22 protein-coding genes are annotated in these 24,576 nt (G+C 71.7%); 11 read left to right on the top strand and 11 right to left on the bottom strand.

The annotated features are described in order from the left end of the window. Window positions 1–8: 8 nt before the first annotated feature. The 4 genes from WBG79_RS01340 to WBG79_RS01325 form a co-directional block, all read right to left on the bottom strand. Entirely contained in the window at window positions 9–332 is a 324-nt protein-coding gene (locus WBG79_RS01340) for a hypothetical protein (RefSeq protein WP_337355312.1), read from the bottom strand. A 276-nt stretch (window positions 333–608) separates the two neighbouring features. Then, window positions 609–1,595 carry an aldo/keto reductase gene (locus tag WBG79_RS01335; protein ID WP_337355311.1) on the bottom strand — a complete coding sequence of 329 codons (987 nt, stop codon included), beginning with the start codon at window positions 1,593–1,595 and terminating at the stop codon, window positions 609–611. 21 nt (window positions 1,596–1,616) lie between these two features. After that, a complete protein-coding gene (locus WBG79_RS01330; RefSeq protein ID WP_337355310.1) occupies window positions 1,617–2,534 on the bottom strand; it encodes an alpha/beta hydrolase in 918 nt (305 codons plus the stop codon). A 58-nt stretch (window positions 2,535–2,592) separates the two neighbouring features. After that, window positions 2,593–3,456 carry a fumarylacetoacetate hydrolase family protein gene (locus tag WBG79_RS01325; RefSeq protein ID WP_337355309.1) on the bottom strand — a complete coding sequence of 288 codons (864 nt, stop codon included), beginning with the start codon at window positions 3,454–3,456 and terminating at the stop codon, window positions 2,593–2,595. Window positions 3,457–3,858: 402 nt separating this feature from the next. On the opposite strand from WBG79_RS01325, the gene WBG79_RS01320 reads away from it, so the two are divergent. Beyond that, on the top strand, window positions 3,859–4,605 hold the full coding sequence (locus WBG79_RS01320; RefSeq protein WP_337355308.1) for a TSUP family transporter: 747 nt from the start codon (window positions 3,859–3,861) through the stop codon (window positions 4,603–4,605). Window positions 4,606–4,618: 13 nt separating this feature from the next. On the opposite strand, the gene WBG79_RS01315 is transcribed toward WBG79_RS01320, so the two are convergent. The 3 genes from WBG79_RS01315 to WBG79_RS01305 are packed head-to-tail and all read right to left on the bottom strand — an operon-like array spanning window position 4,619 to window position 7,074. Next, window positions 4,619–5,305, bottom strand: a complete 687-nt coding sequence (locus tag WBG79_RS01315) for a molybdate ABC transporter substrate-binding protein (RefSeq protein WP_337355307.1) — start codon at window positions 5,303–5,305, stop codon at window positions 4,619–4,621. A gap of 8 nt (window positions 5,306–5,313) precedes the next feature. Next, window positions 5,314–6,291, bottom strand: a complete 978-nt coding sequence (locus WBG79_RS01310; protein ID WP_337355306.1) for an aldo/keto reductase — start codon at window positions 6,289–6,291, stop codon at window positions 5,314–5,316. A 45-nt stretch (window positions 6,292–6,336) separates the two neighbouring features. Further along, complete coding sequence (locus tag WBG79_RS01305) at window positions 6,337–7,074, bottom strand: FadR/GntR family transcriptional regulator (protein WP_337355305.1); 738 nt, start codon at window positions 7,072–7,074, stop codon at window positions 6,337–6,339. Between the two features lie 349 nt (window positions 7,075–7,423). Between WBG79_RS01305 and WBG79_RS01300 the strand changes: the two genes are divergently transcribed. The 5 genes from WBG79_RS01300 (at window position 7,424) to WBG79_RS01280 (ending at window position 12,229) form a co-directional block, all read left to right on the top strand. Next, the gene (locus WBG79_RS01300; RefSeq protein ID WP_337355304.1) at window positions 7,424–8,431 is read left to right on the top strand and encodes a tripartite tricarboxylate transporter substrate-binding protein; all 1,008 of its coding nucleotides are present in this window, start codon (window positions 7,424–7,426) and stop codon (window positions 8,429–8,431) included. 64 nt (window positions 8,432–8,495) lie between these two features. Beyond that, window positions 8,496–9,020 (top strand): hypothetical protein, encoded by a 525-nt coding sequence (locus tag WBG79_RS01295; protein WP_337355303.1) that lies wholly within the window; start codon window positions 8,496–8,498, stop codon window positions 9,018–9,020. Window positions 9,021–9,057: 37 nt separating this feature from the next. Beyond that, entirely contained in the window at window positions 9,058–10,326 is a 1,269-nt protein-coding gene (locus tag WBG79_RS01290) for an LVIVD repeat-containing protein (protein ID WP_337355302.1), read from the top strand. Window positions 10,327–10,410: 84 nt separating this feature from the next. Next, window positions 10,411–11,922 (top strand): tripartite tricarboxylate transporter permease, encoded by a 1,512-nt coding sequence (locus tag WBG79_RS01285; RefSeq protein ID WP_337355301.1) that lies wholly within the window; start codon window positions 10,411–10,413, stop codon window positions 11,920–11,922. A gap of 13 nt (window positions 11,923–11,935) precedes the next feature. After that, window positions 11,936–12,229 (top strand): hypothetical protein, encoded by a 294-nt coding sequence (locus WBG79_RS01280; RefSeq protein ID WP_337355300.1) that lies wholly within the window; start codon window positions 11,936–11,938, stop codon window positions 12,227–12,229. A gap of 202 nt (window positions 12,230–12,431) precedes the next feature. Here the strand turns inward: WBG79_RS01280 and WBG79_RS01275 are convergent, their stop codons facing one another. The 4 genes from WBG79_RS01275 to WBG79_RS01260 all read right to left on the bottom strand — a co-directional run bounded on the left by WBG79_RS01275 (window position 12,432) and on the right by WBG79_RS01260 (window position 16,499). After that, on the bottom strand, window positions 12,432–13,112 hold the full coding sequence (locus WBG79_RS01275) for an ABC transporter ATP-binding protein (protein WP_337355299.1): 681 nt from the start codon (window positions 13,110–13,112) through the stop codon (window positions 12,432–12,434). After that, a complete protein-coding gene (locus WBG79_RS01270; protein ID WP_337355298.1) occupies window positions 13,105–14,331 on the bottom strand; it encodes an ABC transporter permease in 1,227 nt (408 codons plus the stop codon). The genes WBG79_RS01275 and WBG79_RS01270 overlap by 8 nt, the downstream gene beginning before the upstream one ends. Then, the gene (locus WBG79_RS01265; RefSeq protein WP_337355297.1) at window positions 14,328–15,596 is read right to left on the bottom strand and encodes an efflux RND transporter periplasmic adaptor subunit; all 1,269 of its coding nucleotides are present in this window, start codon (window positions 15,594–15,596) and stop codon (window positions 14,328–14,330) included. The genes WBG79_RS01270 and WBG79_RS01265 overlap by 4 nt, the downstream gene beginning before the upstream one ends. 153 nt (window positions 15,597–15,749) lie before the next feature. After that, window positions 15,750–16,499: a response regulator transcription factor gene (locus tag WBG79_RS01260; protein WP_337355296.1), complete on the bottom strand. Its 750-nt coding sequence runs from the start codon at window positions 16,497–16,499 to the stop codon at window positions 15,750–15,752. A gap of 223 nt (window positions 16,500–16,722) precedes the next feature. Between WBG79_RS01260 and WBG79_RS01255 the strand changes: the two genes are divergently transcribed. The 5 genes from WBG79_RS01255 to WBG79_RS01235 all read left to right on the top strand — a co-directional run bounded on the left by WBG79_RS01255 (window position 16,723) and on the right by WBG79_RS01235 (window position 24,340). Beyond that, window positions 16,723–17,514 carry an inositol monophosphatase family protein gene (locus tag WBG79_RS01255; protein WP_337355295.1) on the top strand — a complete coding sequence of 264 codons (792 nt, stop codon included), beginning with the start codon at window positions 16,723–16,725 and terminating at the stop codon, window positions 17,512–17,514. 150 nt (window positions 17,515–17,664) lie between these two features. Continuing rightward, entirely contained in the window at window positions 17,665–18,690 is a 1,026-nt protein-coding gene (locus tag WBG79_RS01250) for an ABC transporter substrate-binding protein (RefSeq protein WP_337355294.1), read from the top strand. Window positions 18,691–18,833: 143 nt separating this feature from the next. Next, window positions 18,834–21,002, top strand: a complete 2,169-nt coding sequence (locus WBG79_RS01245; protein ID WP_337355293.1) for an ABC transporter permease — start codon at window positions 18,834–18,836, stop codon at window positions 21,000–21,002. Next, window positions 20,999–22,075: an ABC transporter ATP-binding protein gene (locus WBG79_RS01240; RefSeq protein ID WP_337355292.1), complete on the top strand. Its 1,077-nt coding sequence runs from the start codon at window positions 20,999–21,001 to the stop codon at window positions 22,073–22,075. Before WBG79_RS01245 ends, WBG79_RS01240 begins: the two co-directional genes overlap by 4 nt. Window positions 22,076–22,150: 75 nt before the next feature. Continuing rightward, window positions 22,151–24,340: an ATP-binding protein gene (locus WBG79_RS01235; protein WP_337355291.1), complete on the top strand. Its 2,190-nt coding sequence runs from the start codon at window positions 22,151–22,153 to the stop codon at window positions 24,338–24,340. Window positions 24,341–24,576 lie beyond the last annotated feature (236 nt).

The raw sequence follows: 24,576 nt of genomic DNA, 5'->3' as shown, positions 1-24,576 counted from the left end.
GGCCCGCTTCAGCAGCGCACCAGCCGCTCCCGGTCGCCCCGGTCCGGGTAGGTGATCCGCAGGTCGCCGTTCAGGACCTCGAAGCGGAGCCGCTCCGGCGTCTCGGCGAGCCCCCGTCGGCACCAGGCGACGGCGTCGTAGGCGTTGCCTTCCGTCCGGAGCCGCCCGATCCCGCAGGACCCGCCGGCCCGTTCGATCCGGTGGGCATAGAGCTTCACGGCCGCGTCCGGATCGGCGCAGGCCGGGAAGGTCGGCGCCCAGGTGCCCTCGAAGGGCGCGGCGGCAGCCGGCAGGCTACCCACGAGCAGGAGGGCGAGCGCAACGGGTCTCATGGCCGGCTTTCCTCCTCGCAGCGGGGCGACGCCCCCTTCGGCGTCTCGTCTCTCCCAAACGCGGGCCGGACCTTTCGGGATCCGGTCGCCACGATCCTATGATACCCGGCTCACGGAGTCTCAGGGACACAGGAGAAGGTCGGACCTTAACCCGCTCCACCCGCGTTCCCGGACAAGGCGCGGCACGCGCCGCAGATCCGGGATCCAGCGCGGGCGGCCATTCGCAGCGCTGCGGCCGGGGGTGCGGGGAGAGGGGAGGCCCCGAGGTTCGGGCCCTCAGATGCCCAATCCCTTGAGCTGCCGCTCGGGGTAGCGCGGGCCGGAGGCGGCGCCGGGCGTGAAGACGGCTTCGAGGCGCTGCTCGTCCTCGCGGGTCAGCTCGATCGACAGGGCCGCGGCGTTCTCCTCCAGCCAGCTGCGGCGCTTGGTGCCGGGGATCGGCACGACGTCCTCGCCACGCGACAGGACCCAGGCCAGCGCGAGCTGGGACGGCCGGCAGCCCTTCTCGGCCGCCCGGCTCTCGATGACGCCGAGGAGGTCGAGGTTGCGCTCGAAATGTCCCTCCTGGAAGCGGGGATGGGCATGGCGACGGTCGGTCGGGATCAGGTCCGCCCGGCTCCGGAAGGCACCGGTCAGGAAGCCGCGGCCGAGCGGGCTGTAGGCGACGAGGGCGATGCCGAGCGCCCGCAGGGTGGGCAGGATCCCGGCCTCGGCATCCCGCGTCCAGAGCGAGTATTCCATCTGGACGGCCGCGAGCCGATGGGTCGCATGGGCGCGCCGGATGGTCTCCGCCCCCGCCTCACAGAGCCCGAGGTGGCGGACCTTGCCGGCCCGGACGAGCTCCGCCATGGCGCCGACCGTCTCCTCGATGGGCACGGCCGGGTCGACCCGGTGCTGGTAGTAGAGGTCGACGGCGTCGACGCCGAGGCGCCGGAGGCTCGCCTCGCAGGCGGCGCGGACCCATTCCGGACGGCCGTTCACGCCGCCCCGCTCCCCGTTGGGGCCCCGGATGTTGCCGAACTTCGTGCAAAGGAAGGCCTCCGCCCGGCGCCCGGCGAGAGCGCGGCCGACGAGCTCCTCGTTCCGCCCAGCGCCGTAGGCGTCGGAGGTGTCGAACAGCGTGACGCCGAGGTCGAGGGCCCGGCGGATGGTCGCCGCCGACTCGACGTCGTCCGGCACCCCGTAGTCCGCGCTCATCCCGGAGCAACCGAGCCCCATGGCGGAGACGAGCGGTCCGTCGATTCCGAGCCGGCGTTGGCGCATGGAGAAGGTCCTTAGCCGGCTTCAGCCCCGGTAGACCGGGTCGGGCTGGGTAAAGAAGGCGTGGAGGATGTGGTAGACGGTCCGGTAGTTCTTCTGCTGGAAGGACGCGTGCGCGATCCCGGGCATGACGGCGAATTGCTTGTCGGGATTGGGCAGCAGGGTGAAGAAGCGGATCAGGTCGTCGAAGCTGGCGATGCCGTCGTATTCGCCGCGCATCAGGATGGTCGGCACCGTGATGCGCCGCGGGTCGACGATCGGCAGCCTGGAGCACATGTCCACGTAGGTGCCGGTCGGCAGGCTGTCGTCGAGCGCCAGGATCGCGGTCGCGAAGGCCTCGACCACCTCCGTGTCCGCGGTGCCCGGATGGTCGCGGTTGAAGATCGAATGCACGAAGGCCCGGTCGACCGGGCGACGGTTCCGGGCGAGGAACTCGGGCAGGCGCTTGGCGCGCTCCGTCAGGGTCGGGCTCCCCTCGCCGGTCCACACGAAGGCGTCGAGGGCGAGCCGGCGCACCCGGTCCGGGTACCGCTCGGCGAAGAGGGCGGCCCTGAGCGCCCCGGACGAGATGCCGTAGACGAGGAGCGGGCCGCAGCCACGCGCCGTCAGGATGTACTCGGACGCGGCCTCCAGGTCGTCGGCGCCGTTGGCGATGTCGGCGTTGATGTCCCGGTGCTTGTCGGAGCGGCCATAGCCCTCCATGTCGACCGACCACGTGTCGAAGCCGCGGCGGGCGAACCAGTCCATCACGGAGGAGTCCGGCCGGCCCGGGACGGTCAGGTCGAAGGTCGGCTGCGAGGCCATGGAGGAGCCGTGCACGAACAGGATCGTGCCCTTGCGCTCCGGGCCCGGCACGGCCGCCTTCTCCCACAGGAAGAGGCGGACGTCGCCCTTGCGCGTCCAGTGCTCGCGGCCCGGCAGAGGGCCCGTGTCAGTCTCCATGGCAGCGTCTCCCTCGGGGTCGGTGTCTCGGCTCGGGCCGGCCGCGCCGGCCGGCCGCTCAGGCGAAGCGGTTCATCAGGGTGCCGATGCCCGAGATCGTGATCGCCACCTCGTCGCCCGCCTCGAGGAACTTCGGCGGGTTGAAGCCGATCCCGACCCCGGCGGGCGTGCCGGTGGCGATCAGGTCGCCGGGAACGAGCGTCAGCCCGCCCGAGATGGTGGCGATCAGGCTCGGGATGCCGAAGATCAGGTCGCGCGTATTGGCGTTCTGGCGGAGTTCGCCGTTGACCCGGCAGATGACCTGGAGAGTCTCGGCGTCGATCTCGTCCGCGGTCGTGATCCAGGGGCCCATGGGGCAGAAGGTGTCGAGCGCCTTGCCCATGAACCATTGCTTGTGGTTCTTCTGCCGGTCGCGCGCCGTCACGTCGTTGATGATCGTGTAGCCGAAGATGTGCTCGAAGGCGCGCTCGGCCGGGATGTCGCGGCCGGCCTTGCCGATCACGATCGTCAGCTCGGCCTCGTAGTCGACCGCCTGGGTGACGTTCGCGTGCAGGTCGACGGTGTCGCCGGGGCCGATCACGCTGGAGGGCGGCTTGGTGAAGACGGCCGGGTAGGCGTCGATCTCCTGCCCCTTGACGGCGCCGGCCTCGAAGCCGCTGCCGGCGAACTCGCGGGCATGGTCCCTGTAGTTCTTGCCGACGCAGAAGATGTTCCGGCGCGGCTCGGGGATCGGCGCCAGCAGCTTCACTTGCGCGAGCGGGATCGGGGCCCCGGTCCTCGGGCCGTCACGGACCTCGTCGAAGCGTTCGATCAGGGCGACCATGTCGGCGAAGGGCGGCTCGAACGGCCGCACGGCCGCCGCGGCCTCGTCCACCAGTCCGATGCCCCGGACGCCGTCCAGGGCGAAGCATGCGACCTTCATGTCGGCTCCGATTGGTTGACCAATTCCGGGATGGTATGCAGGCTGTCGGAAGCCTGTCAACGATCGCGAGGCACGGGTGCCATGCCGGCCGGACCTCTCACGGAAGGGAAGCCGAGCGGGGTTCGAAGCTGGAGGCGACGGCCTCCGCGAGGCGAGCGGGGTGCTGCGCCGTGGGCGGCGGCACCGGCCGGAGATCGGAATCGCGACCGCACCGGGATGCGAATCGGCGGTCTCCGGCCCGGCTTCCAAGCCATTCCAAGTCTGATTCCGGTGCCGATTCCGATCCCGCCGCCGCGCCGGGGAGGGACGCTCCTTGGCGCGGCGGCGCCCAGCGGGTAGGTCTCCCGGAGACCGTCCCCGCCCCATCGCCCCCTTCCCTCGGACCCCGACCCGCTCCCGCCCATGATCACCCCGCAGCTCCTCGCCGGTCTCGTCCTGCTCGTGCTCGGCACATCGTTCCTGGCCGGGGTGCTCGGCATGGCGGGCGGCATGATCCTGATGGGGGTGCTCCTCGTCGTCCTGCCGGTGCCGGCCGCCATGGTGCTGCATGCGGTCACGCAGATGAGCTCCAACGGCTGGCGGGCGCTGCTCTGGGGGCGCTACGTCGACTGGGGCATCCTCGCCCGCTACACGGTCGGCCTCGCCGTCGCCCTGGCGGCCTTCTGGCTGGTGCGCCTGGTGCCCGACCGGGCGGTCGTGCTCCTGGTGCTGGGGCTCTCGCCCTTCCTGGTCATGGCCCTGCCCGAGCGCCTCGCCGTGCGGGCGGACCGGCGGTTCGGGGCGGAGGCCTGCGGGCTGATCTGCAGCGCGCTCCAGTATCTCTCGGGCGTTTCCGGTCCCACGCTCGACCTCTTCTTCGTGCGGACGACGCTCGACCGGCGCGCCGTGGTGGCCACCAAGGCGGCCTGCCAGGTGGTCACGCACCTGTCCCGGCTCGTCTATTTCGGCGGGGTCGCGGGGCCGGAGGCGGACCTCGGCGGGCTCGTCTACGGCCTCGCCGTCGCGGCGGCGATCGCGGGGACGAGCCTCAGCCGGGCGGTGCTGGACCGGATCACGGACGCGCAGTTCCGGGTCTGGACCCGCCGCGTGGTGCTGGCGCTCGGGGCCGTCTACGTGGCTCAGGGCCTCCATGCGCTGATGACCGGCTGACCGCCGTCTCGCGTCAGAAGAAGCCCGAACGGGCCAGGATCGGGGCCGTCTCCGGGGCGGCGAGGCAGGCCATGAAGACCGCCGCGCCGGGGCTTTCGTCGAGCGCCAGGGCCCCGTAGCCGGTGGTCAGGGCGTAGGGCTCCGGGAAGGTGCCGAGGAAGGTCACCTGCGGCACGGTGACGATCTCGGTCGCCTGGCTGACCGCCAGGTCGACCTCGCCGCGGGCGAGCGCCGCCACGGCGTCCACGCCGAAGGGGAACATCCTCAGGCGGTCCCGGAGGGGGTCGGCGAGGCCGGTCCGCTCGAGGAGGGCGCGGAAATGGCGGCCGGCGGTCGCCCCGCGCGACGGGTCGGCGTAGCCGATCGTCAGGCCGGACCCGAGCAATGCCCGGAAAGCCTCGGGGCTGTCGATGGGGGCCGGGGAGAGGCCGGGCCGCATCCCCAGGCCGATGCCGGTTCGGCCGAGCGGGAGGATCTCGCCGCGCCCCAGGCCCGCGGCCCGGACAGCCGCCAGGGCCTCGTCGCTGAGGATCGTGGCGGCGGCGGGCTCGCCGGCCAGCACGCGGTCGCGCAGGGCGCCGACCGTGTCGAAGGCCGGCGCCAGCCGGAAATGCCCTTCCGCCGCAAGGGCTTCGGCGAGCTGGAGGACGACGGCCTTGGCGGCGCCGGCGATCAGGAGGTGGACGGGCTCGGGGGTCATGGCCGCCGTCAGAGCCCGAGGCGCTTCATCTGCGGTTCCGGATAGCGGGTCCCCGCCGCGGCGCCGGGGACGAAGGCGGCCTCTAGGTCGTCCAGGGTGGCTTGGGAAACGGCGAGCGACGTCGCGGCCACGTTCTCCTCCAGCCAGCGGCGCTGCTTGGTGCCCGGGAGCGGGACGACGTCGTCGCCCCGGGTCAGGAGCCAGGCGAGCGCGAGCTGGGCCGGGCTGCAGCCCTCCCGGGCGGCGGCGGCGCGCAGGACGTCGAGCAGGCGCAGGTTCCGGGTCAGGTTCTCGCCCTGGAAGCGCGGCATGTCGCGGCGGCGGTCCTTGGGGCCGAGGGCGTCGAGGCTCTCCACCGCGCCGGTCAGGAAGCCGCGGCCGAGCGGCGAATAGGCGACCCAGCCGATGCCGAGGCTGCGACAGAGCGGCAGGAGTTCCGACTCGGGGTCGCGGGTCCAGAGGGAGTATTCCGTCTGCAGCGCCGCGATCGGGTGGGTGGCGTGGGCGCGGCGGATGGTGTCCGGCCCGGCCTCCGACAGGCCGACATGGCGGACCTTGCCCTGCCGGACGAGATCCGCGAGGGCGCCGACGGTGTCCTCGATGGGAACGGTCGGGTCGATCCGGTGGACGTAGTAGAGGTCGATGGTCTCGACCCCGAGCCGGCGCAGGCTCGCCTCGCAGGCCTGGCGGACGTAGTCGGGCCGGCCGTCCACCGCATTGCTTCCGTCCGGATTGCGGATGTTGCCGAACTTGGTGGCGAGCACGACCTTGTCGCGGATGCCCTTCAGGGCGCGGCCGACCAGCTCCTCGTTGGCGCCGAAGCCGTAGGCGTCGGAGGTGTCGATCAGGTCGACGCCGAGCTCGACCGCCCGGCGGATGGTGGCGATCGCCTCGGGCTCGCTCGGGTCGCCGTAGACCGGCGTCATGCTCATGCAGCCGAGCCCGATGGAGGAGACCTCGAGGGCTCCCAGCCGGCGTCTCTTCATGGTCCCGCTCCCTTCTTTCATGGATTCCGGCCCCATGGGGCCGGCTCAGAAGCCGCCCGCCCGCGTCCGGGGCATCGAGGAAGCCTGCTGGTCCTCGAAGTAGGGCCGCTCCAGCAGGTTCCGCTCGACCGCGAGGAGATGCAGGCGCATCGAGGCGGCGGCCCCGTTCATGTCGCGGTCCTCGATGGCGGCGACCACCGCCTCGTGCTCCGCGAAGCTGTGGTGGTCGGGCGGCGGCCGGGGCCGCTCGCCGCGCAGGCGGCCCCAGCTGACGGCGCGGCGGACCGCGCTCAGGGTGTCGAGCAGGCCGAGGAGGAGCGTGTTCTGGGTCGCCTCGCCGATCGTGCGGTGGAACTGGTTGTCCCACATCTCGTACTGGCGCCAGGTCTCGGCCTCGCGGGCCCGGGCGAGGCACTCGCGCATCTGGGCGATCTGGCCCGGGGTCGCGCTGACGGCGGCGATTCGGGCGATCTCGGGCTCCAGCGCCAGCCGCGCCTTGACGACCTCGGCGGGGTTGGTCCGCTGCACGAGGCCGGCGACGTCCGTGGTGGCGTCGAGGGGGCGGTTGCCGAGGAACGTGCCCTTGCCGACGTGCCGCCAGAGCTTGCCCTCGGCCTCCAGGGCGGCCAGCGCCTTGCGGAGCTCCGCCCGGCTGACCCCCAGTTCGGAGGCCAAGTCCCGCTCCGGGGGTAGGCGTCCGTTGGCGGGCAGCGCGGCCTGCGCCAAGTATGCACGGAGCTGCATCACAACCCCGATGCCGCCGATCTCCCTGCCGTCCTGCATGCGCCCGTCCATATATCTGGAAGCTCTAATGCGATCAGGCTTCCGTAACCAATGGGCTTGACAGCCCCGGACCGCTGCGGATCAATGTAACCAAGTTGGAATTGGTTGCAACACCGCGTCGCGGGACCGGGAGCCTTCCCAGCCGGAAGACTGGACGCGAGCCAGGGTGCCTGTCGAGACGGCCCGTCGACGCGGGCCGTCCGGCGATCGGGATCCGGGCCGACAGGAGGCGGCGGCGGAGGGCCGATCGGCCACGGGCGGTCGGGAACGGGACCAGGAAGACGAGATCGATCCAGGAAATCCGAAGCTCCGGCCAGAAGAACCGGGGCGCCCACATGGGAGAGAAACGATGTCCGAGACGCTGATCACGCGGCGCGCCTTCGGCCTTGGCGCGCTCGGGGCGGGCGCATTGTTCGCTGGGGCAGGACCCGCCCTCGCGGCGAAGCCCTATCCGGAGCGCAACTTCAAAGTCATCATCCCGACCGGCCAGGGCGGCGGCGCCGAGCGCCTGGCGCGGCCCTTCGACGACGCCTGGTCGAAGCACCTGAAGAAGCAGTTCGAGTACACGTTCCATCCCGGCGCCGCCGGACAGGTCGGCTACGAGCTCTTCGTCAAGCGCAATCCGCGCGACGGGCACCACCTGCTCTTCGGCAACATGGGGCCGGAGATGATCATGTACGCGGTCCAGAAGCCCGACTTCAAGTTCCCGCAGGATATCACCTATTTCTGCCGGATGGACATCGACGACAGCTGCATCTTCGTCAAGCGGGACTCGCCACTGAAGGACCTGCAGTCCATCGTCGACGCCGCCAAGAAACGGCCCCTCAACGTCGCGGTCAGCCGCATCCCGCACCCGGCCTCGATCGGCATCCTGGCGCTCGGCGACGCGGTCGGGGCGAAGTTCAACCTCATCCCCTACGGCGGCGGCAACCCGACCTACATCGCGGTGCTGAACGGCGAGGCCGACATCGGCGCCCTGCCGATCGCCGGCACGCTGTCGATGACGGACCGGCTGAAGGTGCTCGGCGTGTTCAGCGGCGAGAACATCTTCGCCAAACTCACCGAGAACGCCCCGACGGTGAACCAGGTGTTCGGCACCAAGATCCCGGACCTCTATTCGTCGCGCGCCTGGGCGGTCCACACCGAGTGGGCGGACGCCAATCCGGCCGAATTCGACTTCCTGCAGAAGACGGCCGAGATGGCGCATGCCGACCCGACCTTCCGGGACGCCTACGTGAAGGCCGGCTCCCCGGCGGAATCCCTCAAATACGGCGACCGCAAGGTCTGCATGGACTACGCGCTCGGCATGCTGGAGCTCGCCCAGCGCTACGAGAAGGTCCTGAGCGCCGCCAAGTAGGCCGGCCTGCCGGCGCCGCCGTCCGGCGACGCCGGCCAGTTCCCCGGGTTCGAGGAGAGACGAAATGGCCGAGGACGGCGTTCGGGTCGTGCGCGAGCGGGAACGGCCGGCGCTCGGCGCCGTGCTGATCATCCCGGTGCTCGGCGCCGCGCTGGCGATCTACTTCCTGGTGGATTCCTCCCGCCTCGTCTGGGAGGCGCGCGCCAACGGCACCGTCATCGGCGTCGTCCTGCTGGCGCTCGTGGCCGTCCAGGTCTTCAGGGTGGGGCGGGACGTGGCCGCCCGCCGCGCCACGCTCGGCCTCGGGGCGCTCGCGGACCGGTCCGTGTTCCAGTTCCAGCGGGTCGCGCTCGTGGTCATCCTCGGCGTCTTCATCGCGGCGATGCCCTGGGTCGGCACCACGCTCGGCCTCTTCCTCGCCATGGCGAGCTCCATGTGGGTGCTCGGGGTGCGCAGCCCCGCGCAGCTCGTCGGCATCTCCTTCGCGGTCGCCGCCACCGTCTACGTCCTGTTCATGCTGCTCCTCCAGTCGCGGCTTCCGGCCGGCCTGGTCGAGACCGCGATCGACGCCCTCCTCGGCCGCAGCTGAGTCCTCCGCTCCCGTCCACCCGCGAGGCCCGCCCCCGATGGCCGACGTTCCGCTCTCCCGCAATCTCAGAAGGGTCGGCCACCTCCGGATTCCGGGCGGCGGCCAGGTCGTGGTCGAGGACGGCTTCGCCTATGTGGGGCACATGAAGCCGCCGCACGGCACCAGCATCGTCGACGTGCGCGACCCCGCGAACCCGCGCCTCGCCGCGGCCATCGACCTTGCCGGGGAGGCTTCCCACACCCACAAGGTCAGGGTCTGCGGCGACATCATGATCGCCAACGTCGAGCAGAACGACCGCCACGCCCTGCGGCGCGGCGCGACCCTGCCGACCGTCGAGGCGCGGCTCGCCGCGGAACTCGGGCGCCCGCCGAGCGACGCGGAGCTCGGGGCGGCGCTGAACGTCCCGGAAGGCCTGCTGCCCCGGCTGCGCCACACCCTGGCGGAGGGATACCGGGACGGCGGCTTCCGGGTCTTCGACGTCTCCGACCGGACCCGCCCGCGCGAGATCGCCACGGTCAGGACCGGCGGGGTCGGGGTGCACCGCTTCGACATGGACGCGCGCTACGCCTACATCTCGACCGAGCTCGACGGCTATGTCGGCAACATCCTGGTGGTCTACGACATCCGCGACCCGGCCCGGCCCGCCGAGGTGTCGCGCTGGTGGATGCCCGGACAGCATGTGGCGGGCGGCGAGACCCCGACCTGGAAGGGCCAGAGCCACCGCCTCCACCACGCCCTGCGATTCGGCGACGAGCTGTGGGCCTCGGTGTGGTACGCGGGCCTGCGGGTGATCGACGCCTCCGACATCACCCGACTGCGCACGGTCGGCAGCTACAACTACCATCCCCCCTTTCCCGAGCCGACCCACACGGTCGCGCCCGTGCCGGTCCGCCACCGGGGCCGGCAGGTGGCCGTGGCGGTCGACGAGGAGCACGAGCACCGCAAGGGCCAGCTCCACGGCGGCCTGTGGTTCTTCGACGTGGAGGACCGTGCCGACATCCGGCCGCTCGCCATGTTCCACCTGAGCGAGCGGGATTCGCCCTTCAGCGGCAAGGGCCGGTTCGGGGCGCACCAATTCCAGGAGCGCGTCGCCGGCGACCGGCTCTACTGCACCTGGTTCTCGGGCGGGCTCCGGATGCTCGACATCTCGGACCCGTCCGAGCCGGAGGAGATCGGCTGGTACATTCCCGAGCCCCCGCCCGGACAGGAGAGCCCGCAGTCCAACGACGTCACGGTGGACGAGCGCGGGCTCGTCTACGTCATCGACCGCAACGACGGCCTCGACATCCTGGAGCCGCTCGCATGAGGGCGCTGCCGGCGCGGGCTGGCTCCGCCCTCCCCTGGACAATCCCGGCGGCCCTCGGGCCGGCCCGCTGAAGCGAGTGCCTCGATGCTGGACATCTTCCTCCAGTCCCTATCGCTCTGGTGGGTCATCGTTCCCGGCATGCTGCTCGGGATCATCGTCGGAATCCTGCCGGGCTTTTCGGCGCAGAACACGCTGATCATCCTCCTGCCGCTGACCCTGGAGATGAGCATCGAGGCCGCCATGGCCTTCATGATCTCGCTCTACTGCACGACGCAGCTCGGCGGCGGCATCCCGGCCATCCTGTTCAACATGCCGGGCGAGGGCGGGGCGGCGGCGACGACGCTGGACGGCTACCCGATGACCCGGAAGGGGCAGGCCCAGCAGGCGCTCGTGCTCTGCTTCGCGGCCTCGGCCTTCGGGGGCATGCTCACCACCATCCTGGCCATGGTGATGCTGCCGGCCCTCGGCCAGCTCGGCTTCTACTTCCGCTCGGTCGAGATGGTGGTGGTGATGGTCTTCGGCCTGACCCTCATCGCCGCGATCGCCGCCAAGGACATGGTGCGCGGGCTCATCGCCGGGGCCTTCGGGCTGATGATCGGCAGCATCGGGGCCGACCCGATCTACGGCACGGGGCGGGCCACCTTCGGGCTCCTCGAACTCTACGACGGCGTCCCGCTCATCCCGGTCCTGATCGGGCTCTTCGCCATTTCGGAGGCCCTGGTGATGATCGAGACGGAGACGATCGTTTCCTCCGACGAGCTGACGGCCGCCAAGGACGCGCGCTGGGCCGACACGCTGGAAGGGCTGGTCATCACCGGGCGCTACTGGTGGCAGACGGTCTGGACCTCGCTCATCGGCCTGATCATCGGCATTCTGCCCGGCGCCGGCTCGACCATCGCGGCCTTCCTGGCCTACCACTATTCCAAGATCTCCTCGAAAACCCCGGAGCTCTACGGCACCGGCCATCCGCCGGGCGTGATCGCCCCGGAATCGGCCAACAACGGGGTCACCTCGGGCACCCTCATCCCGGTCCTGGCGCTCGGCATCCCGGGCGGGACGACGGGCGCCATCATGATGATCGTGCTGACCTACCACGGCGTCCTGCTCGGGCCACGGCTCTTCATCGAACGGGCGGATCTCGTCTACTCGATCTACATGCAGATGTTCGTCTGCTACCTCCTGATGATCCTCATGATCCTGCCGCTGGCGCGCTACATGAGCCGGGTGGTCTGGATCCCGAACCGGTTCCTGGTGCCCCTGATCCTGTCGATGATCACCATCGCGGCCTTCTCGGAGCGGGAATACATCTTCGACATGGGCCTGGCGCTCTTCTGCGGCGTGATCGGCTACATCGCGCGCAAGACCGGCTACGAGGTGACCGCGATCCTGGTCGGGGTGATCATGGGGCCGCTCTTCGAGCAGTACCTGCTGAGGTCCCTGCGCGTCGGCCAGGGCGACCTCACGGTGCTGTTCTCCTCGACCCTCGGCAACGTCCTGTGGGTGATGGTGATCGCCACGCTGGTCCTGCCGTGGATCCGGGAGCGGCGGCGCAACGGCGTCCTGGCGCGGACGACGGAAGCCGGCTTCGACGCCTGAGGGGAGAGCCACCATGTGCGACTGCGCCGAGGAGACGGACGGGGACGAGGGCGAGGCCGTGCCGGTCGAGGCCGACGTCCTGATGGCGCGGGCCCGGGCCGTGGAGGCGGGACGGCCGGGCGAACGCGTGCCCGACGCGCTCTGGCCGGTCTTCTTCGGGCTCACGAGCGGCACGATCCCGTGGCGGCACCATCTCAGGATGGTCGACTGCCGGCGCACGGCGCTCGGCTTCCTGGCCCTGGAGCCGGCCAGGGCCGGCGGGGGGCGGCGGCCGGGACCGATCTGCACGGCCTGCGACGCCGCATAGCGGCGTTGTGCGTCGCACATGTTGCATTGCACCATCCCGTGCTATGGCTTCGGCGACGGAGACATGGCCATGATGATCCTGACCTTCATCCGCGTGGTTCTCGCCGCCTGGGGCGACGCCCGCCGGCTCGAGCAGCGGACGCTCGCCCGCTACCCCTACCTCCTCGGCTGACGGCGGGCGGCTGCGTCGCGGGCCTTTGCGTTCAGGCGGCGATGCGGCCGTCGATCACCTCGATGGTGCGGTCGCAGCGCTTCGCCAGGCCCATGTTGTGGGTCACGAACAGGAAGGCGGTGCCGTTGCGGCGGTTGATGTCGCGCATCAGGGCGAAGACCGTCTCGGCGGAGCGGCTGTCCAGGTTGCCGGTCGGCTCGTCGGCGAGCACGAGGGCCGGGTTCATGGCGAGCGCGCGGGCGACGGCGACGCGCTGCTGCTGGCCGCCGGACATGTTCGAGGCGAGGTTGTCGCGCCAGCGGGCGAGGCCGACCCAGTCCAGGAGCTCGGCGGCGCGCGCCGCCATGGCGTCGTCCCGCCCGCCGCGGGCGACCAGCAGCGGCATCATGACGTTCTCGGCCGCCGTGAAGGCGGTGATCAGGTAGTGATACTGGAACACGAAACCGATGGTCTCGCCGCGCAGGCGCGTCAGTTCGGCGTCGCCCATGCGGGTGACGTCCCGGCCGTCGATGAGCAGGCGGCCGGAGGTCGGGCGGTCGAGAAGGCCGATGATGTTGAGGAGCGTGCTCTTGCCCGAGCCCGAGGGGCCGATCAGGGCGACGAACTCGCCGTGGCGGATCCGCAAGGAGAGGCCGTGCAGGATCTCGGTCTCGATCGGGGTGCCGATGTCGTAGGATTTGCGCAGGTCCTCGACGGCCAGGAGGTCAGCCACGGATCGCCTCCACGGGGTCCATGCCGGCCGCCCGCAGCGCGGGGGCGACCGCAGCGGCGAGACCGGTCAGGGTGGCGAGCCCGGCGGCGGCGGCGAACAGGGACGGCTCCAGGATCAGCGGGAAGAGCTCCGACCCGTCGACCTGCCGGGCGAGGTCGTGCCAGAGGATCAGGCCGAACCCGCCGAGGGCGGAGCCGGCCAGCGAGCCGCCGAGGCCGAGCAGCGCCCCCTGGATCAGGAAGATGCGCATGACCTGGCCCCTGCGGGTGCCCATGGCGCGCAGGATGCCGATGTCCTTGGCCCGCTGGATGACCGAGACGATCAGCACCGCCGCGATCCCGAAGGCGACCGACAAGCCGACGAAGACGCGGATGACGGTGTTCGAGTTCCGCTGGGCGCGCACGGCGGTGAAGAACTGGGCATTGGTGCGGATCCAGCTGTCGGCCTCGACCGGCAGCGTCGCCTCGATGTCGCGCGCGATGGTCTCGGCGGCGTAGATGTCGCGGACCGCGAGGTCGATCGTCGAGGCGCCGCCGAGCATGCCGAAGAGGCTCTGGGCGGTGCGCAGCGCCACGAAGACGGTGCGCTGGTTGGCGCCGCGGTTGCCGAGGTCGAACAGGCCCGTGATGGTCTGCACCCGGGCACGGCCGCCCGAGACCGTGACGGTCAGCTTGTCGCCGACGTCGATGCCGAGGTCGCGGGCGAGATCCGTGCCGATCAGGATGTCGTCGCTGCCGAGGCGGGCCTCGCCCCTGACCAGGTAGTCGGGGATGCGCACGATCCGGAAGTGGACGGCCGGGTCGACGCCGGTGACCGACAGGCTCTTGGTGACCGCCCCGCGGCTGCCGAGAGCCGATCCGGTGACGGTCGGCGAGGCCGTCACGATGTCGTCGCGCGCCTCCAGGGCGGCCAGCGTCGACTGCCACTGGTCGAGCGAGAGGGTGCGCTGGGTCGGCTGCTGCACGATCGCGGCCTCCACGAGGCCGGGGGCGGCGCGCAGCGGGCGGGCGACGGCGTCCGGGCGCACGATCTGGATATGCGCCTGCGAGGTGAGCACGCGCCTGATGAAGTTCGCCTGCAGCCCCGCCAGCATGGCCGACATGAAGACGATGACCCCGACCCCGAGCGCGCAGCCGCCGAGAATGAAGGCGGTCTGCATCTTCCCCTGGACCAGGAAGCGGACCGCCGTGATCCACTCGAAGCTCCGCCAGAACCTCATGGCCCGACCGCCCTCAGCCGCTGGCCGGCGCGGATCCCTGCCGCGAGCGGGACCAGGCGGTCGCCCGGCGCGACGCCCTCCAGCACCTCGGCGGTGTCGCCGGCCCGCAGACCCAGCCGGACAGGCCGGGCGACGGCGCGGCCGTCGGCCACCATCAGCACGTAGGGGGCGGCCGTGTTCGGGTCGTGCAGGACGCGGGCGGGGATCACCACGGTCTGGCCGCGGCGCGCGACCTCGATGTCGACCGACACGGTCATGTCCTGGCGGAGCTCGGCCGGCGGGTCCGGGATGCGCAGCTTCACCTCGACGCTCGCGCGGTTGAGGTCGATCGCCGGGTTGATGTAGGACACCGTCGCCTGGAAGCGGCGGTCCGGGTAGGCGTCCGCGGAGGCGAGCGCGCTCTGCCCGACGCGGAGCAGGCCGACGTTCTTCTCGTCGATCTGCACCACGACCTGGGTCTCGCCCGCCGGAGCGAGGACGAGCAGGGCCTTGCCGGGCTGCACCACCATGCCGTTCTCGACGCTGCGGCTGATGAGGACGCCGTCGCGCGGCGCCCGGATCTCGGCATAGGCCAGGCGGGCGCCGGCCGTCCGGCGGCTCGCCTCCGCCTGGCGGAGCAGCGTCTCGGCGAGAAGCGTGTCGCTGCCGTCGTCCTGGACGGTGCGCAGCTGCAGGTCGGCAGTCGCCTTCTGGGCCCGCGCTACTTCGAGCGCCCGGGTCGCCTCGTCGAGCGCCGAGCGGGTCGCGAAGCCGTTGCGGGTGAGCTGGTCGGCCCGCTCGAAGGCCGCCTGCGCGTTGGTCAGGTTCGCATCCGCCAGGCGGAGGGCCTGCTCGGCCGCCGGCCGTGAGACCTCGCGGATCTGGCGGAGCCGCGCGCTCGCCTGCGCGACCGCGGCCTCGGCCTGGGCGAGGACGGCCCGGAGCTCGTCCGTCTCGAGCGTCACCAGGAGATCGCCCTTGCGGACGGCCTCGCCCTCCTCGACCGCGACCGCACCCACCACGCCGGTGATCTGGCTGCCGATCTCGACCCGGTAGGGCGTCTCGACGTGGCCCGTCGCCACCACGGTCTTCACCAGATCCGCGCGCCGCGCAGCCTGAACGGCGACCTCCGGACCGTAGTACAGGCGATAGCCGCCGAGGCCGACCGCGCCGGCGAAGGACAGGGCGAGGATCAGCCAGGCGACGGTCCGCCCGACATGGTGAGCAGCCGGCAGCGGATGGGGCGCGCGGGCTGCGGCGTTGGCGGTCTCGACGGCCTCAGACATTCCGAACTCCAATTCCGGCGAGCATCCGCGGCCCCGGCTCGCTCGGCCTTGAGCTAGATCACCCTGCCGCCCACCCCGGACGATTTGACGAGGACGTGAACCGGCTGGGCCGTCGCGGGCCGCGCCCGTTCCGGGCCGGGGATGCGACCGGGCTCACTCCCGGGCGCGAAAGACCTCGACGTCGCCGTCGAACACGTAGCCGAGGCCCCGCTCGGTGCGGATGAAGCGCGGGCTCGCGGGGTTCGGCTCGATCTTGCGGCGCAGGCGGAGCACCAGCACGTCGACGGTACGGTCGAAGACGTCGTCGTTGCCGCGGTGGCTCATCTCCAGGATCTGGTCGCGGGTCAGCACCCGGCCGTGGCCCTTGAGGAGGGCGGCGAGGAGGTCGAACTCCGCCACCGTCAGCGCCACGGGCGTGCCGGTGGGAGCCGTCAGGGTGCGCCGGTCGAGGTCGAGCTCGTGGCCAGCGAAGCGGTAGCCGTTGCGGAGCGCCGGGGTCGGCCGCTCCGGGAGCCTTTCGCGGCCGAGGCGGCGCAGCACCGCCTTGATGCGGGCGAGCAGCTCGCGGCTGTTGAAGGGCTTCACCACGTAGTCGTCGGCGCCGATCTCGAGGCCGAGGATGCGGTCGAGGTCGCCGCCGCGCCCGGTCAGCATGATGATCGGCACGCTGCTGGCGGACCGGATTGCGCCCGCCACCGCGAGGCCGTCGCGGTCGGGCAGCCGCAGGTCGAGGAGGATGAGGTCGGGCTCGTGCGGGCCGTCCATCAGGCCGAGAAGCGCCGCCGCCGAGCCGCAGGGCAGCGGCTCATAGCCTTCGGTTCGCACCATGTCGGCGATGCCGTCACGCAAGGCCGGATCGTCGTCGACGATCGCGATCCGCGTGCGGCGTTCCGCACCCTGCACCCGCTTCCTCCCGCACGGCCGGCTTGGCGCCGCCCTGCCCGTCCGGGCCGGTCCGGCGCTCCGGTCTTGGCTTCCGCCGGCGCCCGCCGGGCCGGCGCGCCACTCTTTCACGGGCCGGTCACCGTTGCAACGCGAGCCCGGCGGCACCTGCCGTCTTTGAAATCCGCCGTTCATCGAGCCCCGCCAGACTGGCGCGAGATCGAGACCCAAGGGGGAATTCTCCATGCCTGCGCTGCCGCCCGACCAGCTCGCGACCTGTCGCCGTCTCGCCGAGGAGGCCGCGCTGGCGGCCGCCGAGGTCGCGCTGAGGCGCTACCGCGACCGCGACTTTTCGGTCGAGAGCAAGGGCACGCAGGACTTCGTCAGCGCGGTCGACCGGGATTGCGAGGCGATCATCGCGGAGCGCCTGCGCCCCGCCACGCCCGACTTCGGCTTCGTAGGCGAGGAGGGGGATCGGCTGGCCGCGGACGTGGCCTGGGTGGTCGACCCCATCGACGGCACCTCCAACTACATCCACGGCCTCGCCTACTGGTGCGTCTCGATCGGCCTCTACGCCCATGGCCGGTCCGTGGTCGGGGTCATCGTGGATCCGGTCGCCGGCGAGATCTTCTCCGCCGCGGAAGGGCTCGGGGCGACCGTCAACGGCCGGCCGATGCGGGTCTCCGGCGCCGCCGAACCGGCCGAAGCGACGCTCGCCGTCGGCTACAGCTACCGCAAGCCGATCGGCCTGCATCTCGACACGCTGCGGCGGGTGTTGGAGCGCGGCTGCGTCTACCGCATGCCCGGTGCCGGCGCGTTGGCGCTGGCACACGTGGCGGCCGGGCGGTTCGACGGCTTCTGGGAAAGCCACATCAATGCCTGGGACGCCATGGCGGGGGTCTGTCTGGTCGAGGAGGCCGGCGGCTGGGTCAACGGCTTCCTCTCCGGCGACTGCCTCGCCAAGGGCAACGAGATCCTGGCCGCGACTCCCGGCCTTGCCGGCTTCTTCCGGGAGGCGACCGGCGGCGCCGGTTAACAATATTTCAGCCGCCACCGGAAACCGTGACATCCGCGGTTCACCGGGCGCAGCGAGGCTCCGGTCCCGAGGAGCCCGGAGAGGCTCCGCTCCACGACAAGGCGCCCCCGGCCGAGGCCGCGACCGGCGCCGCACTGAGAGGAAACGACCATGACACCCACGCGCCGCGTCGCGCTCGCCGCCTTCGCCCTCGGCGTCGCCGCCTTCGCCCGTCCGGCCGCCGCCCAGGACCTGACGCTCTATTGCAGCGTGCAGGAGGAGTGGTGCCAGGGCATCGCCAACGCCTTCACCAAGAAGACCGGCATCTCGGTCGCCATGACGCGCAAGTCCTCCGGCGAGACCTACGCCCAGATCAAGGCCGAAGCCGCCAACCCGAAGGGCGACATCTGGTGGGGCGGCACGGGCGACCCTCACCTGCAGGCCGCGGGCGAGGGCCTGACGGCGGAGTACAAGTCGCCGCAGTTCGCGGAGCTTCATCCCTGGGCACAGAAGCAGGCCGCCGAGGCGAACTACCGGACGGTCGGCATCTACGCGGGCGCCCTCGGCTTCGCCTACAACCCTGAGGTCCTCGCCAAGAAGGGCATCAAGGAGCCTACCTGCTGGAGCGACCTCGTGAAGCCGGAGTTCAAGGGCGAGATCCAGATCGCCAACCCGAACTCCTCGGGCACGGCCTACACCGCCATGGCGTCCCTGATCCAGATCCTCGGCGAGAAGGCCGCCTTCGACTACATGAAGGCGCTGCACGTCAACGTCAGCCAGTACACGAAGTCGGGCGCGGCCCCGGCGGTCGCGGTCGGGCGCGGCGAGGCCGGCGTCGGCATCGTGTTCCTGCACGACGGCGTCACCCAGGCCATCAACGGCTTCCCGGTCAAGGTCGTCGCCCCCTGCGAGGGCACCGGCTACGAGATCGGCTCCATGTCGATCATCAAGAACGCGCCGAACCTGAAGGCCGCGCAGGCCTTCTACGAATTCGCGCTGACCGTGGAGGCGCAGAAGACCGGCGCCGACAACAAGAGCTATCAGGTTCCGTCCAACAGCAAGTCGCCGCTCCCCGAGCAGTCGCCGCGGATGGATAAGGTCAAGCTCATCGACTACGATTTCAAGAAGTACGGCTCGTCCTCCGAGCGCAAGCGGCTCCTCGCCAAGTGGGACGAGGAGATCGGCTCCCAGCGCTGACGGACCCGCCGAAGCCGTCCGGGCCCGGGGCCGCTCCGCAAGGGCGCCCGGGACCCTCGACGGCGGCGGCGAACGTCGGCGGGCCGGCGCCCGCCCCCGCGGTCGCCGGCCTCTCTCTGCTCCGCCGTCCTGGATTCCCGCCCATGAACCGCTCCGCATTCTTCTGGCTCGGCATCGGCTGGGTCGGCTTCGCGTTCCTGCCCTGGTACGGCTTCTCGACCGCCCGCAACTCGGCCTGGCCGCCGACCGGGCTCAGCGCCGCCCTCGGCGAGGCGCCCTGGCTCCTGCCGCTCGCGCTCGCCCTGGCCCTGCCGCTGCCGTTCCTGGCGCTGCAGTCGCCGCGAGCCGGCCGCGTCCTGCTCGTTGCCGGGGCGGCCGGCCTCGCCTGGTTGATCGCGCAGGGGCTCGCCATCGGGCTGCGCGGCTGGTCCTGGACGTGGCTCGCCGACCTCGCTGTCCCGCTCGAGAAGGGCCAGCGCGGCATGGGGCTCGGCGCCCTGGCGGTCGCGGCGGCGTTCCTGTTTTTCCTCACCATCGGCCTGGCGTCGGGCGGGGCCATGAAGGGCGACCGCTTCACCACCGGGGCGATCGGGCTCGTGGTGGCGGCCATCTCGGTTTTCGTGTTCTGGCCGGTCTCGATCGTGCTCGTGCAGGCCGGAGTGGCCGATCCCGGCGAATCCGCCCTCGCCGCCTTCGTGGCGCGGCTGACGGCGCGGGACATCTGGTCGCTCAACTGCGTGATGGCGACCGGGCGCTGCGGCGTCTTCTGGAACTCGATCACGATGGCGACCCTGGCGGGGCTCCTGACGACGCTCCTCGGCCTCGCCTTCGCACTGGTGGCGACCCGCACGGGCTTCCGCTTCAAGACGGGGCTGCGCCTCCTCACCGTGCTGCCGATCATCACGCCGCCCTTCGTGATCGGCCTCGCCGTGATCCTGCTCTTCGGGCGCAACGGCACGATCACGCTGCTCCTCGCCGACCAGTTCGGCCTCACCGCGACGCGCTACATCTACGGCCTGCCCGGGATCCTGCTGACCCAGACGCTCGCCTTCACGCCGATCGCCTTCCTGGTGCTGATCGGGGTCGTGCAGGGCATCGCGCCGGCCATGGAGGAGGCGGCGCAGACGCTGCGTGCCTCGCGCTGGCAGACCTTCCGGCATGTCACCTGGCCGCTGATGCGGCCCGGGCTCGCCAACGCCTTCCTGGTCGGCTTCATCGAGAGCCTGGCCGACTTCGGCAACCCGCTCGTCATGGGGGGCGGCTACGAGGTGCTGTCGACGAAGATCTTCTTCGCGGTCGTGGGGGCCCAGAACGACCCCGGCCGGGCGGCGGCGCTCAGCATCGTGCTGCTGTGCCTGTGCGTCGGCGCCTTCCTGGTGCAGCGGCTGTGGGTGGGCAAGAAATCCTATACGACGGTCGGCGGCAAGGGCTTCGCCGGGACACCGGCCGCCCTGCCCCGGGGGCTGAAGATCGCCGCCTACAGCATCGCGCTGCCCTGGGCGGCCTTCACGTTCGTGCTCTACGGCCTCATCCTGTTCGGCGGCTTCGTCGAGAACTGGGGCCGCAACAACAGCCTGACGCTCAAGCACTACATCACGGCCTTCGGCCTCGAGTGGGGCGACCACGGCCTGGTCTGGGCGGGCCGGGCCTGGAACTCGCTCTTCACCACGCTCGAGATCGCGGCCGCCTCGGCGCCCCTGACAGCGGGGATCGGGCTGCTCACCGCCTATCTCCTGGTGCGGCAGCGCTTCGTCGGTCAGTCGGCCTTCGAGTTCATGACCATGCTGTCCTTCGCGATCCCCGGGACTGTGATCGGCGTCAGCTACATCCTGGCCTTCAACACGCCGCCGGTGGAGCTGACCGGGACGGCCGTGATCCTGGTCATCTGCTTCGTGTTCCGCAACATGCCGGTGTCGATCCGCGCGGGCGTCGCGGCCATGAGCCAGATCGACAAGAGCCTCGACGAATGCGCGCTCACCCTCGGGGCCTCCTCGGCCCAGACAGTCCGGACCGTGATCCTGCCGCTTCTGCGGCCGGCGGTGGTGGCGGCGCTCGTCTATTCCTTCGTGCGAGCGATCACGTCGGTCTCGGCCGTCATCTTCCTGGTCAGCGCCCGGCACGACATGGCGACCTCCTACATCGTCGGGCGGGTCGAGGTCGGCGACTTCGGCCTCGCCATCGCGTATGCCTCGGCCCTCATCGTGCTGATGGGGCTCGGCATCCTCCTCATCCAGGGGCTGGTCGGCGAGCGGCGCATCGCGCGCCGCGACGTCGCCGCCGCCCCGCTGAAGCCCGCAGAGGTGCCCGCATGACCCGCGCATCCCGCCAGGCCGGCGGCGTCGAGTTCCGCAAGGTCTCGCGCCACTACGGTTCCGTCGTGGCCGTCAACGAGGTGAGCTTCACGGTGGAGCCCGGCACGCTGGTCACCCTGCTCGGCCCCTCCGGCTGCGGCAAGACCACGACGCTGCGCATGATCGCCGGCCTGGAGAGCGCCACCGCGGGCACGATCCTGATCGGCGGCAAGGACGTGACGCTCCTGCCGGCGACCGACCGGAACGTCACCATGGTGTTCCAGAGCTACGCGCTCTTCCCGCACATGAGCGTGCTCGACAACGTCGCGTTCGGTCTGCGCATGTCCGGCGTCGCGCGAGCGGAGCGGGAGGCGCGGGCCTCTGAGGGCCTCGCGCTCGTCGGCCTCGCCGGCTACGAGCGGCGGCTGCCGAGCGAGCTGTCGGGCGGGCAGCAGCAGCGGGTGGCGGTCGCGCGCGCGCTGGTCCTGGAGCCCGAGGTGCTGCTCTTCGACGAGCCGCTCTCCAACCTGGACGCCAAGTTGCGCCGGCGCATGCGCGACGACATCCGCGACCTGCAGCAGAAGCTCGGCCTGACCTCCGTGTACGTGACGCACGACCAGGAGGAGGCGCTCGCCGTCTCCGACAAGATCATCGTCATGAACCGTTCGGTGATCGCCCAGGAGGGCAGCCCGGCGGACCTCTACCAGCGGCCCGTCAGCCGCTTCGTGGCCGACTTCATGGGGGCGTCGAACCTCGTCGACGCGATCGTGGTGGGGCGCGACGGCGAGCGCTCGACGCTCAAGGTCGGCGACATCGCCTTCGACCTGCCCGACCGCAGCCGTGGCCAGGACGAGGTGACGATCGCGATCCGCCCGCAGGCGATCCGGCTGTCGCGAGCCGCCGACGGGCCGGCGCTGCCGGTGACGGTGCGCAAGGCGACCTATCTCGGGTCGCACATGGAGTATGTCCTGGACAGCGCGGCGGGCGAGCTCTTCGTCGTCGACGCGGGCACCGGGGAGCCGGTCCGGGCCGGGGAGACCGCCTTCGCGCGGCTCGACCTGGACGGCATGGCGGTCGTGCCCCGCGCCAGCTGACGTGGGTTCGGCGGGCCAGCGGGGCGGCCCGTCCTGCGCTAGACTGGCCGCGAGATCCGCCACGGGCCCTCCGCCATGCTTTCCCTGACCAGCGTCCGTGCCCGCCTGATGCTCACCCTCGGGGTGCTGGCGGCTCTGACGCTCGCGGCCGGAGGGATCGGGTGGATCGGCCTGACGCGGACCGAGAACCGCCTGGAGGCGACGCTCACGGCCACGCTGGCGGACGTCCGCCGGGTGATGACGCTCGCCGAGCGGACCGCCAGCCTGGCGGCCGCGGCCCCGGCGATCGCCGGCATCGCCACCGCGGCCGAGCTCGAGGCGGCCGAGCGGGAGATCCAGGGTCGCCTGGAGGAACTGACGGAGATCGTCGTCGACCTGCCGCCGCTGCCCGACCGCTTCGTCGGGCCGACGGTGGTGCCCTCGATCGTACGCCTCGCGGAGCGGCTCGACGGGGTGGTGCGCAAGCTCGTGTCGATCACCGCAGAGGCCATCGAGGCCCGCGCGCGGCTGGAGGCCGCGGCGGCCCGGGCGGAGGCCTTCGAGGCCGACCTCCGGCGCGACCCGGCGGCTCCCGACCGGGCCTGGAAGGCGGCCGCGGCGCTGCGCTCCGCGCTGGCGGCGTCGAGCGTGCCCGCCGTCGAGGCGGCGCGGGCGGCCTACCCGACCGGCACCCCGACCCGCGCGGACCTGGGCGTCCCGGGCGATCTCGACACGCGCATCGCGCTCCTCGCCAACGTGTTCGACGAGCGCATCCTGGCGGTCTCGGTCGAGAACCGCTCGCGCTTCGTGCTCGCCGCCATCGCGGTCTCGTCGACCGAACTGACCGGGCTCCTGAAGAGCTATGCGCTAGCGGTCGAGCGGGCCGGGCGCGACCGGGCGGCGGCGACCGCCGAGGTGCTGCGGACCGGCAAGGTCCTGGTCCTCGGCGTCGGCACCCTGGCGCTCTTGGCCGCGCTCGGCTTCGCCAACGCCTTCATGCGCGATGTCGGCGAGAAGCTGCAGGGCGCCACCGCGGCCCTGCGGCGGCTCGCGGAGGGCGACATGACCGCCGACGCGCCGGGGCGCGAGCGGCGCGACGAGATCGGCGAGCTCGCCCGCTCCTTCGCGGTCTTCAAGGCGCAGGCGGCCGAGCGGGAGACCATGGAGCGGCAGCTCCGGCAGGCGCAGAAGATGGAGGCGATCGGCCAGCTGACCGGGGGCATTGCGCACGACTTCAACAATCTCCTGGCCGCGATCGCCTCGAACGTGCAGCTGATCCACGACGGCGCGGACCCGGGCTCGCCGGCGCGGGCAAGGGCGCTGCGGGCGCTCGACGCGGTCGATCACGGGACCGCCACGGTGCAGCGCCTGCTCGCCTTCGCGCGCCGCCAGACGCTCGCCCCGGAGCCGACGGACGTCGACGCCCTGGTGGCCGGCGTGCTCGACCTCCTGTCCTCCTCGGTCGGAGGGGTGGAGCTCCTGCACCGGCCCGCGGACCCGAGCCGGCCGGTCTTCGCCATGGTGGATCCGGGGCAGCTCGAGAACGCGCTCATCAACCTGGTCTTCAATGCGCGCGACGCCATCGGGGGGGCGGGCCGGATCACGGTGGCGACGGGCCGCCGGCCGGAGGGGAAGGTGCGGGTGGAGGTGTCCGACACGGGGTCCGGGATGGCGCCCGAGGTGCTGGCGCGCATCTTCGAGCCCTTCTTCACCACCAAGCCGAGCGGCAGCGGGACGGGGCTCGGGCTGTCCATGGTGTACGGCTTCGTGCGCCAGTCGGGAGGCCGCATCGACGTCGAGACGGCGCCCGGCCGCGGCACGTCGATCGTCATCGAACTGCCGGCGAGCGAACCGCCCGCCCCCGCGGGCCCGACCGGGGCGGCGGCCGCTCCGGACCGCTCCCCTGCGCTCTCGGTGATGCTCGTCGAGGACGAGCCGCGGGTGCGCGCCGCGACGGCGGACGTCCTGCGTTCGCTCGGCCATGCGGTCCTGGCGGCGGCGTCCGCCGAAGAGGCGCTCGACCGTCTCGCCGAGGCCGACCCAGACCTGGTGATCACCGACCATGCGCTCGGCCCCGGCCTCTCCGGCGTCGACCTCGCCGGGCGGCTCAGGTCGGCGCGGCCGTCCGTCCCCGTGCTGGTCGTCTCCGGGTTCCCGCAGCTCGTGCCGCCCCACCTGCCCGTGCTGGCGAAGCCCTACCGGATCGAGGACCTGGCGGCCGCGATGGCCGCCGCCCGCGAGGCGTCCCGGCCCGTACCGGTCGCGGTGGCGGTGCCGTCCGGTTGACGCGCCCGCCCGGGCGCGGATCACTCCTCGCCACGCTCGGCCGTGGGCTTCGCGTGGGACCAGTTGCGCTCAGTCGAATTTACAAGGAAGATAGTCGAGCGGCGAGGAGGCCACTGCCTGCAAGGAGGCATGTGGCGGATGGACAAGTCGACTTCCGGTCGGACCTCTACGGTCTTCTGGCCGTCATCGCCTCGACATCTCGAAGGCAACGCGGGATCGACTCTGGCGCACCGGTA

The sequence above is a fragment of the Prosthecomicrobium sp. N25 genome, from assembly GCF_037203705.1.
Taxonomy (GTDB): Bacteria; Pseudomonadota; Alphaproteobacteria; order Rhizobiales; family Ancalomicrobiaceae; genus Prosthecodimorpha.
The sequence above is the reverse complement of the archived record's forward strand: the minus strand, read 5'-3'. Positions and strand labels throughout refer to the sequence as shown.